The sequence below is a fragment of the Streptomyces sp. SID4985 genome, assembly GCF_009863025.1.
In the GTDB taxonomy this organism is placed as follows: domain Bacteria; phylum Actinomycetota; class Actinomycetes; order Streptomycetales; family Streptomycetaceae; genus Streptomyces.
Genome location: NZ_WWIR01000161.1, coordinates 26,526 through 36,586, shown reverse-complemented (window position 1 = coordinate 36,586; position 10,061 = coordinate 26,526). Strand labels below are relative to the sequence as shown.

The 10,061-nt window shown below is 70.3% G+C and carries 12 protein-coding genes; 8 read left to right on the top strand and 4 right to left on the bottom strand.

Features of this window, described 5'->3' with window-relative positions; translation table 11 throughout:
* The first annotated feature begins 217 nt into the window (after positions 1-217).
* The 7 genes from GTW40_RS06410 (at position 218) to GTW40_RS06380 (ending at position 6,650) form a co-directional block, all read left to right on the top strand.
* Positions 218-1,450, top strand: coding sequence for an Ig-like domain-containing protein (locus GTW40_RS06410; protein WP_161179179.1), 1,233 nt, complete (start codon positions 218-220; stop codon positions 1,448-1,450).
* A 182-nt stretch (positions 1,451-1,632) separates the two neighbouring features.
* Positions 1,633-2,853: an Ig-like domain-containing protein gene (locus GTW40_RS06405; protein ID WP_343245625.1), complete on the top strand. Its 1,221-nt coding sequence runs from the start codon at positions 1,633-1,635 to the stop codon at positions 2,851-2,853.
* 77 nt (positions 2,854-2,930) lie between these two features.
* Positions 2,931-3,698, top strand: a complete 768-nt coding sequence (locus GTW40_RS06400) for an enoyl-CoA hydratase-related protein (RefSeq protein WP_161179178.1) — start codon at positions 2,931-2,933, stop codon at positions 3,696-3,698.
* A 222-nt stretch (positions 3,699-3,920) separates the two neighbouring features.
* Positions 3,921-4,529, top strand: a complete 609-nt coding sequence (locus tag GTW40_RS06395) for an ATP-binding protein (protein WP_161179177.1) — start codon at positions 3,921-3,923, stop codon at positions 4,527-4,529.
* Positions 4,530-4,601: 72 nt separating this feature from the next.
* Entirely contained in the window at positions 4,602-5,513 is a 912-nt protein-coding gene (locus tag GTW40_RS06390; protein ID WP_161179176.1) for a MerR family transcriptional regulator, read from the top strand.
* Between the two features lie 60 nt (positions 5,514-5,573).
* Positions 5,574-5,786, top strand: a complete 213-nt coding sequence (locus GTW40_RS06385) for an EF-hand domain-containing protein (RefSeq protein ID WP_161179175.1) — start codon at positions 5,574-5,576, stop codon at positions 5,784-5,786.
* Between the two features lie 201 nt (positions 5,787-5,987).
* A complete protein-coding gene (locus GTW40_RS06380; protein ID WP_161179174.1) occupies positions 5,988-6,650 on the top strand; it encodes an NAD(P)-binding domain-containing protein in 663 nt (220 codons plus the stop codon).
* A gap of 54 nt (positions 6,651-6,704) precedes the next feature.
* Here the strand turns inward: GTW40_RS06380 and GTW40_RS06375 are convergent, their stop codons facing one another.
* Positions 6,705-7,265, bottom strand: coding sequence for a glycoside hydrolase family 25 protein (locus GTW40_RS06375; RefSeq protein ID WP_161179173.1), 561 nt, complete (start codon positions 7,263-7,265; stop codon positions 6,705-6,707).
* Positions 7,266-7,621: 356 nt separating this feature from the next.
* On the opposite strand from GTW40_RS06375, the gene GTW40_RS32995 reads away from it, so the two are divergent.
* Entirely contained in the window at positions 7,622-7,954 is a 333-nt protein-coding gene (locus tag GTW40_RS32995; protein WP_237525364.1) for a squalene/phytoene synthase family protein, read from the top strand.
* 29 nt (positions 7,955-7,983) lie between these two features.
* Here the strand turns inward: GTW40_RS32995 and GTW40_RS06365 are convergent, their stop codons facing one another.
* Genes GTW40_RS06365 through GTW40_RS06355 form a run of 3 tightly spaced genes read right to left on the bottom strand, consistent with a single transcriptional unit; the run spans position 7,984 to position 10,058 of the window.
* A complete protein-coding gene (locus GTW40_RS06365; protein ID WP_161179172.1) occupies positions 7,984-8,376 on the bottom strand; it encodes a PIN domain-containing protein in 393 nt (130 codons plus the stop codon).
* Positions 8,373-8,645, bottom strand: coding sequence for a hypothetical protein (locus GTW40_RS06360; protein WP_161179171.1), 273 nt, complete (start codon positions 8,643-8,645; stop codon positions 8,373-8,375). The genes GTW40_RS06365 and GTW40_RS06360 overlap by 4 nt, the downstream gene beginning before the upstream one ends.
* 45 nt (positions 8,646-8,690) lie before the next feature.
* Positions 8,691-10,058, bottom strand: coding sequence for an L-serine ammonia-lyase (locus GTW40_RS06355; protein ID WP_161179170.1), 1,368 nt, complete (start codon positions 10,056-10,058; stop codon positions 8,691-8,693).
* Positions 10,059-10,061: the final 3 nt, after the last annotated feature.

The following is a 10,061-nucleotide window of genomic DNA, read 5'->3' as shown; positions in this document are numbered from 1 at the left end:
GGCGGCCTGCCGCGTCCCGGGGCGCCCGACCCCAGAACGCGGCAGGGCCGCCCGGTGCGACTGCGCCCGACGGCTCCACAACGGGCTTGCGGGTGCCCCCGGGGCCGGTCCGGCCGACCCCGGCGGGGCTCCCTCCATCTCGTCCTCCCCACTGTTCTGCCCAGCCCTGGCGTCGCACTCACGTGCCCCGGAGACGGGCTTGGTCGTTATGTCCGGTGTGAGGCATCTACGAGGACGCGCGCGGCGCGCGCTGGCCGCACTGGCCACTGCACTGACCTGGGCGGGACTGGTGGCCGGGGCCGCCGGCTGCACCGCCGACGGCTCCGGCCCGCTGGGCATCGGCGGACCGCCGGGCCGGTCCCCGGCCCCCGAGGACGTCATCCGCGTCACCCCGCGCGACGGCGGCACGGGCGTGCGCCCGGCCGAGCGGCTGCGGGTACGGGTGCCGGACGGGCGGCTGGAGAAGGTGACCGCCACCCGTTCGCAGGACGCCCAGGACACCCCGGTCACCGGGAAGATCAGCGCGGACGGCCGCACCTGGGAGCCCGACGACAGGCAGCTCGCGCTCGCCGCCCGCTACACCCTGGACGTGGTGGCGGTCGACGGCGAGGGCCGCCGCTCGGCCCGGCACACCACCTTCAGCACCTACGTCCCCGACGAGCGGTTCATCGCCTACGTCACCCCCGAGAACCGCTCCACCGTCGGCACCGGCATGATCGTCTCCCTCGCCTTCAGCCGGGAGATCGCCGCCCGCGCCGCCGTCGAGCGCGCGGTGCGCGTCACCGCGAAGCCCGCCGTCGAGATCCGCCCGCACTGGTTCGGCAAGAACCGCCTGGACTTCCGCCCCGAGAAGTACTGGAAGCCCGGCACCGAGGTCACCGTCCGAATCGACCTGCGCGACGTCCAGGGCGCCCCCGGCGTCTACGGCCTCCAGCGCAAGACCGTCACCTTCACCGTCGGCCGCAGCCAGGTCTCCAAGGTGGACGCGCGCAAACACACCATGCAGGTCCGCCGCGACGGCGCCCTGCTCGCCACCGTGCCGATCACCGCGGGCGCCCCGAAGACGCCCACCTACAACGGCAAGATGGTCGTGATGGACATGCTGGAGGTGACCCGCATGAACGGCGGCACCGTCGGCTTCGGCGGTGAGTACGACATCCCCGACGTGCCCCACGCCATGAAGCTCACCGACTCCGGCACCTTCCTGCACGGCAACTACTGGTCGCCCGACGCCCCCGGCGAGACCAACGTCAGCCACGGCTGTGTGGGCCTCAGGGACGTCAAGGGCGGCGGCGCGGACACCCCGGCGGGCTGGTTCTTCGACCGCAGTCTCGTGGGCGACGTGATCGAGATCGTCCACAGCGAGGACAAAACCGTCGCACCGGACAACGGGCTCGGAGGGTGGAACATGGCATGGAACCAGTGGAAGGCGGGCAGCGTGCTCAAGTGACCGTGTGAGCTGCGGGGTTCCGGTGAGGGGGGACTGGTTCAAGTTGCGACGGAACGGTGACATGGGGCGGGCGTTCAGGCCGGAACCCGGCGGCTAACATCCCTGGTGTGCGCGGGACGCGCCGGGGTGCGGGCCTGTCTGAGCCAGGCCACGGAGGGGAGACCGACTTGAACGTGCGGCCGATATCGGGGGCTTCGGCGGGGAGCCGGCGCAAAGGTCGTAGGAGAGGACTCGCGCTCGTGACGGGCGCGCTGGTGCTGTCGCTCGCCGCGTGCGGCGGCGGTGACACCGAGGGCGGGTCCAAGGACGCCAAGGGCGCCGGGACCGCCCAGCAGGACAAGCAGTCGGCCGCGGCCGTCAGCATCTCGCCCAAGTCCGGGGCGAAGAGCGTGAACACCAACGGAGCCCTGAAGGTCAAGGTCGCCAAGGGGCGGCTGACCAAGGTCGTCGTCAAGGACGCCAAGGGCACCGAGATCGAGGGCAGGCTTTCCGACGGCGGGGCCACCTGGACCCCGTCGACCCATCTGGCGGCGAGCACCACGTACACGGTGCACGCGGTCGCCGAGGACTCCCGGGGCCGCGAGGCCGCCGAGGACTCCTCTTTCACCACGCTTACGCCGAAGAACACCTTCACCGGCCACTTCACGCCCGAGGACGGTTCCACGGTCGGCGTCGGGATGCCGTTCTCCGTCCGCTTCACCCGGGGCATCACCGACCCGGCGGCGGTCGAGAAGGCCATACGGATCAAGACCGAGCCCGCCGTCGACGTCGAGGGCCACTGGTTCGGCAACGACCGCCTGGACTTCCGCCCCGAGAAGTACTGGAAGGCGGGCACCAAGGTCACCGTCGACCTCGACCTGAACGGCGTCGAGGGCCGCGACGGGGTCTACGGCAAGCAGCACAAGACGGTGACGTTCACGATAGGCCCCAGCCAGGTCTCGTACGTGGACGCGAGCAAGCACACCATGAAGATCACCCAGGACGGCAAGACCGTACGGACCCTCCCGGTCACCACCGGCAAGCCCGGGTACGACACCTGGAACGGCCAGATGGTCATGACCGAGAAGCTCGCCGTGACCCGGATGAACGGCGAGACCGTGGGCTACGGCGGCGAGTACGACATCAAGGACGTGCCGCACGCCATCCGTCTCACCGACTCCGGCACCTTCATCCACGGCAACTACTGGGGTGGCGGCGCGTTCGGCAACTACAACGCCAGCCACGGCTGCGTCGGCCTGCGCGACGTCAAGGGCGGCTACGACAAGAGCGTCCCGGCGGCCTGGTTCTTCAACCACTCCATGGTCGGTGACGTGGTCGTCGTCAAGAACTCCCACGACCGCACGGTCGCCCCGGACAACGGCCTCAACGGCTGGAACATGAGCTGGGCCGACTGGAAGAAGTAATCCTCGCGGACGCGGGCCCGGCGCTGTGACACACGGCACCGGGCCCGCTGTCGTTAGCGGGCGTTAACCTGCTGCGCATGACCGTGAATCTCGAAGTCTCCGAGGGCGTCGGCACCCTGCGTCTGGACCGGCCGCCGATGAACGCGCTGGACATCGCCACCCAGGACCGGCTGAAGGAACTCGCCGAGGAGGCCACGCGCCGCGACGACGTGCGCGCCGTGGTCCTCTACGGCGGGGAGCGGGTGTTCGCCGCCGGTGCGGACATCAAGGAGATGCAGGCCATGGACCATCTGGGCATGGTCCGGCGGGCCCGCGCCCTCCAGGACGCCTTCACCGCCGTCGCCCGCATCCCCAAGCCCGTCGTCGCCGCCGTCACCGGGTACGCGCTGGGCGGTGGCTGCGAGCTGGCCCTGTGCGCCGACTACCGCATCGCCGCCGACGACGCCAAGCTCGGCCAGCCCGAGATCCTGCTCGGCCTCATCCCGGGCGCGGGCGGCACCCAGCGGCTGCCCCGGCTGATCGGGCCGTCCAAGGCGAAGGACCTCATCTTCACCGGCCGCATGGTGAAGGCCGACGAGGCGCTCACCCTCGGCCTGGTGGACCGGGTAGTCCCGGCCGCCGAGGTGTACGAGCAGGCCCACGCCTGGGCCGCCAGGCTCGCCCAGGGCCCGGCCGTCGCGCTGCGCGCCGCCAAGGAGTCGATCGACACCGGCCTGGAGACCGACCTCGACAGCGGGCTCGCGATGGAACGGAACTGGTTCGCCGGGCTGTTCGCCACCGAGGACCGCGAGCGGGGGATGCGCAGCTTCGTGGAGGAGGGGCCGGGCAAGGCCAAGTTCCTCTGATCTTCCGGTGAACCGTTCGGCGGCGACTCCGGCAGGGCCGACTTTCCGGGTCAAGTGCCCGGTAGACACTTGCAATTGACGCGTCGTCTGATTCGGCCCCCTCGGCGGACCGGTTTATGGGAGCCTTAACCCCACCTTAAGCCTGCCTCGCCGAGGGGAGTCCTTCGCTTGCCAGGAACCGAGTCTTCTCCGCAGGTCGGAGAGGTCTCCGTGCAACCTGTCGTGCCATTGGCATATGCCGAGCGCATGGAGCGCGGCAGGGGCGTACAGGGGGCGTATTCCACCGGAACGCCCCCGGAGGCGCTCGATGACGGCCATCATGGGGGCATGGCGGGGCTGGAGGGCATCGAACAGCCACGGGGACACAGCCGTGCGGCCGCGGCGCGCTGGTCGCCCGCGGTCGAGGACGAACGGGCGCTCAGGGCGCTGGAGTTGTTCGGCAATCCGGTCGAGGCGGAGGTCAGACTTCCGTCCCGCCCCGAGTCCGCCGCCACCGCGCGCCGACTCGTCCAGGTCGTCGTGCTGCGGCAGTGGGGGCTGAGCCCCAAGATGACCGAGGACACGGTCTTACTCGTCTCCGAACTCGTGGGCAACGCCGTACGGCACACCGGCGCCCGCGTCTTCGGACTCCGGATGCGCCGTCGGCGGGGCTCGATCCGCGTCGAGGTGCGCGACCCCTCGCGCGGGCTGCCCTGTCTGCTGCCGGTCCGCGAGATGGACGTCAGCGGCCGGGGGCTGTTCCTGGTCGACAAGCTCTCCGACCGCTGGGGCGTGGATCTGCTCCCGCGCGGCAAGACGACCTGGTTCGAAATGCGGCTGGCGGACCGCTGAGGCTGCGCGGCAGGCGTTTCGCGCGGGCGCCCGCTTGAGTCTCCAGCGGGTGGAGGTCGCAGACTCGGCTGCGTGAACGACGACGGCACAGGCTTTCTCACCATCGGCGATCTGGCGCGGGCCACCGGTCTGACCGTACGCACCATCCGGTACTGGTCCGACGAGGGCGCCCTCCCTCCGGTGACCCGCTCCACCGGCGGCTACCGGCTCTACGACGCCACCTCGGTGGCCCGGCTCGACCTGATCCGCACCCTGCGCGAACTGGGCCTCGGCCTCGCGGACGTACGGCAGGTGCTCGCCGGGGAGCGGACGGTGGCCGAGGTCGCCGCCGCCCATGTGGTGGCGCTGGACGCCCAGATCAGGTCGCTGAAGGTGACCCGTGCGGTGCTGTCGTCCGTCGCGAGACGTGGTTCCAGCGCGGAGGAGACGACCCTGATGAACAGACTGGCCCGGCTGTCGGCGACCGAACGGCGGCGGATCATGGAGGAGTTCGTGGAGGAGATGTTCCACGGGCTCGACACGGCGGACCCGGAGATCCGTACCCGGATGCGGGACAGCGCGATGAATCTGCCGGACGATCCCACGCCGGAACAGGTGGACGCATGGGTGGAGTTGGCGGAGCTGGTGCAGGACCCGGAGTTCCGGGCGCAGATGCGGCGGGCGGCGGAGTTCAACGCGGCCGACCGGGGGCAGGGAGCGCCGCCCGGCGCGTCCATGTGGTTCGCCCGGCGACTGGTCCAACTCGCGGGCGGAGCAAGGGAGAAGGGAATCGATCCGGCGTCCCCCGAGGCGGAAACCGTGCTGCGCGAGCTGCTCGGCGACACCGACCGGGACAAGGTCCTTGAGCGGATGCTCGCCTCGCACAATCCCCGGCTCGCGCGGTACCGCAGGCTCCTCGGCGTCCTCAAGGGAACACCCGTCTTCGACCACGAGGAGGACTTCGGGTGGGTGGTCGCCGCACTGCGGGCGCGTACGGACGGTTAATCTGACCAGCGTCAGTGTGCCGGTACGGCAACGCACACACGAGGAAAAAGGGGCGGATCGGTGGCCGACATCGAGGAAGCACGCAAGCAGTTCCAGCGGATCGACGCGGACGGTGACGGGTTCATCACCGCGTCGGAGTTCAAGAGCGCTCTCGCCCAGGAGGGCGACTGGAACGTGACCGAGACGGTGGCGGCGGCCATCATCAAGACTCGCGACCTCAACGGCGACAAGGTCCTGTCGTTCGACGAGTTCTGGGCCTATCTGGTCAAGTGACGCGTGTGCGGGAAGGGGCGCCCTGAAGGGGTGCCCCTTTTTCGTGCCCGGCTTCGTGCCCGGCTTCGTGCCCGGCTTCGTGCCCGGCTTCGCGTCCGGCGCCCGTCACCTGTTCGCCGTACGGGCCGGAATAGCCCGCGCCGCCCCACGGTTGTCGCCCACGGCAGAAGAATGCACATGCATGAACCCTGAGAGGTTTTCATGAAGATCGGCATCATCGGCGCGGGCAACATCGGCGGCAATCTCACCCGGCGGCTCACCGCCCTCGGCCACGACGTGTCCGTGGCCAACTCGCGCGGCCCCGAGACGCTCAAGGCACTGGCCGAGGAGACCGGCGCGACGCCCGTACGGGCCGAGGAGGCGGCGAACGGCGCCGAGGTCGTCGTGGTCACCGTCCCGCTGAAGGCGGTCCCGGACCTGCCCGCGGGGCTGCTCGACGGTGCCGCCGAAGGGGCCGCCGTGATCGACACCAACAACTACTACCCGCGTGAGCGCGACGGCCGTATCGCGGGCATCGAGGACGAGGGCATCACCGAGAGCCGCTGGACCGAGCGTCATCTCGGGCGCCCGGTCGTCAAGGCGTTCAACGGCACCTACGCCCAGGACATCCTGGACCGGCCCCGCCCCGCCGGCGCCCCGGACCGCCTGGCCCTCCCGGTCGCGGGCGACGACGAGGCCGCCAAGGCGAAGGTCCGCGCGCTCATCGACGAACTCGGCTTCGACACGGTCGACGCGGGCGGCATCGACGACTCCTGGCGCCAGCAGCCCGCGACGCCGGTCTACGGCCTGCGCGAGGGCGTCGCCGCTGTCCGCGAGGCCCTCGCGCAGGCGTCCCCGGACCGCCCGGCGGAGTTCAAGGGCTGACGGCCGCCGGAACCCGGCAGGGCCGCCCGGGGTCTCACGGTTGCCTGGGGTCTCTCAGTTGCTGAGGTGGGCCCAGGCCACCAGGGCGGCCTTGCTGGAGAAGTCGGCCACGTCCTTGTCGAGCGGTTCGCTGGTGTACTGGTGGAAGCGCCAGTCGGCCTGGATGCGCGGCTTGCCCGCGCTCACATAGTCGGCGATCCACAGGCCGTCACCGGCGTACGAGGTCGTGTCCACGTTCAGCCAGTAGTTGCGGTTGGTGTACAGCACGACCCGGTTCTTCGGGCGCAGTTGCTTCACCTTGCGGATGAACGCGTCCTTCTCCGCGTTGCTGGCGTGGGTGCCGTCGCCGGTGGTCTCCCAGTCGACGGCCAGGATGTCCCCGGGCTTGTCCGGCGCCTTCGCCAGGAAGTACTCGGCCTGCTCGGTGAGATTGCCGGGCCACAGGAAGTGATAGAAGCCCACGACCAGACCGGCGTCCCGCGCGGTCTTCGTCTGGGCCGCGAGTCTGGAGTTGACGTACGACCGGCCTTCCGTCGCCTTGACGAAGACGAAGGAGAGCCCGTCGGTGTCGTACGACGAGGACTGGTAGGCGCTGACGTCGATCCCATGGAGCATGCATGTGTTGTGCCCCCGGGAGGGGCACTCGGAACATGGGACTCCCTTTGTGGCTCTACGATCTCGTGGCTCTACGATCGGGCCGATGAGCACGTGGACGAGAAGCTTGGACGCGGCGGGTATCCGGGACGCGCGGTTACGCGATGACTACGGCGCCCAGCGGCAGTTGGTGAAGCGCTCACGCTCCACCGCCTACCTGGCAGCCCGCTGGCTGCTGCCGCGGCCGGTCCTGCCCCACGTCCTGGCGGCGACGGCCGTGATGGAACACGGCGACAACCTCCTGGACACCGGCCCCCTTCCGCGCCGCCTGCCGCACTCTCATCGAGGGCGCCCAACGCCTGGACTTCATCAACGACTTGGCCGAAGACCTGGGTGAGGGCCGCACAGGCATCCCGACGGACACCCTGACCCGCTTCTCCCTCACCCCGTCCGACCTCACGAACACCCCCGACCCCTCGGCCCTGCGCGCCCTGGTCGACCACGAAGTGGCTCTGGCCCGTACGTCGTTGGAGAAGGCGAGGGAGCTACCGGAACTGGCTCCGCCTCCCCACCGTCGCCTACTGAGCACCCTGATCGAGGTCGAACTCCTCACGGCGGACGCGGTGTCGGCGCGAGGTGCCCAGCTGCTGAAGGGTTCGGCGTCCCCGTCCCGCCTGGGGGTGCTGCGGCTGCTGCTGCGGGGGCGCTGACGCAGGTCCCCGCCTCCCTGCGGCTACATTCAGATTTTGAGCACGCGGACACGAGGACCGCACAGCATCCGGAGATCCTCCGGGTCCGACGTCAGCACGGTTACGGGGGGCGGCGAGCCGAGTGCGGTGGCGGCCACGATCGCGTCGAGGGCGTACTTGTGGCCGTGCAGCCCGGCCGCGGCAAGCAGCTTGCTCGCGTGGCGGGCGATGGCTTCCGTGGGCGGGGCGATGTTGACGCGAGAGGCCGCATAGTCGAAGCGGGCCTGGCTGGTCCTGGGGTCACGAGCTTCGACGAGGGTGACGGAACTCGTGACGACACGGATGTCCTCGGCCTCGGCCGCGGCCAGCCACTCGGTGAGCTCGGCTGTGCGTCGTACGAGTTGGGACAGGCCCTCGCAGTCCAGGACGAGCGTGCCGCTCACGCGGCGTCCGCCGAGCCCGCGTTGTCACCGCGCAACATCGCCCGCTTGGCTTCGACCGCCGCCTGGTCCACGGGCCCGTGCTCTGCTTCCGCGTCCTCGATGAGTTCGCGCAGCCGGTCACGCTCCAGCTGGCGCTGGATGAGAGCTTCGACGTAGGCGGACATGCCGCGCTTGCCGGTACGGGCCTTGAGTGCGGCGATGGTGCCCTCGTGCAGGGAGACGGAGACCGGGCGGACGGGGCCTTCGCCGGGCGCCGGGGAGGTAGCCATGCGGCTACTTTAACAAGAGTTTTGTTATTGAGCTGCGTTTCCTCCTCAGCACTCGATGATGTTCACAGCCAGCCCACCCCGCGCCGTCTCCTTGTACTTCACGCTCATGTCCGCCCCCGTCTCCTTCATCGTCTTGATGACCTTGTCGAGGGAGACCATGTGGGCGCCGTCGCCGCGCATGGCCATCTTGGCGGCGGTGACGGCCTTCACCGCGGCCATGCCGTTGCGTTCGATGCAGGGGATCTGGACGAGGCCGCCGACGGGGTCGCAGGTGAGGCCGAGGTTGTGTTCCATGCCGATCTCGGCGGCGTTCTCGACCTGTTCGGGGGAGCCGCCGAGGACCTCGGCGAGGGCGCCCGCCGCCATGGAGCAGGCGGAGCCGACCTCGCCCTGGCAGCCGACCTCGGCGCCGGAGATGGAGGCGTTCTCCTTGAAGAGCATGCCGATGGCGCCCGCCGCCAGGAGGAAGCGGACCACGCCCTCCTCGTCGGCGCCGGGGACGAAGTTGATGTAGTAGTGCAGGACCGCCGGGATGATGCCGGCCGCGCCGTTGGTGGGGGCGGTGACCACGCGGCCGCCCGCCGCGTTCTCCTCGTTGACCGCCATCGCGTAGAGGGTGATCCACTCCATGGCGTGCGCGAGCGGATTGCCCTCGGCGCGGAGCTGGCGGGCGGAGACGGCGGCGCGGCGGCGGACGCGCAGGCCGCCGGGGAGGATGCCCTCGCGGGACAGGCCCCGGCGTACGCACTCGCGCATCACCTGCCAGATCTCAAGCAGGCCGTCGTGGATCTCCTCCTCCGAGCGCCAGGCCCGCTCGTTCTCCAGCATCAGGGAGGAGATCGACAGGCCCGTCTCCTTCGTCAGGCGCAGCAGCTCGTCGCCCGTGCGGAAGGGGTACTTCAGGACCGTGTCGTCGAGCACGATCCGGTCGGCGCCCACGGCCTCCTCGTCCACGACGAAGCCGCCGCCGACCGAGTAGTACGTCTTGGTGAGCAGCTCGGCGCCCGAGGCGTCGTACGCCCACAGGGTCATGCCGTTGGCGTGGTAGGGCAGGGCCTTGCGGCGGTGCAGGATCAGGTCGTCGTCGAAGGAGAACGGGATCTCGCGCTCACCCAGGAGGAGCAGACGGCCTGCCGTCTTGATCTGCTCCACCCGCTCGTCCGCGCCCTCCACGTCCACCGTGCGCGGGGACGCGCCCTCCAGGCCGAGCAGGACCGCCTTCGGGGTGCCGTGGCCGTGGCCGGTCGCGCCGAGCGAGCCGTACAGCTCGCAGCGCACGGAGGCGACGGAGTCCAGCAGACCCTCGTTGCGCAGGCGGCGGGCGAACATGCGCGCCGCGCGCATCGGGCCGACCGTGTGGGAGCTGGACGGGCCGATGCCGATCGAGAACAGGTCGAAGACCGAGACGGCCACGGT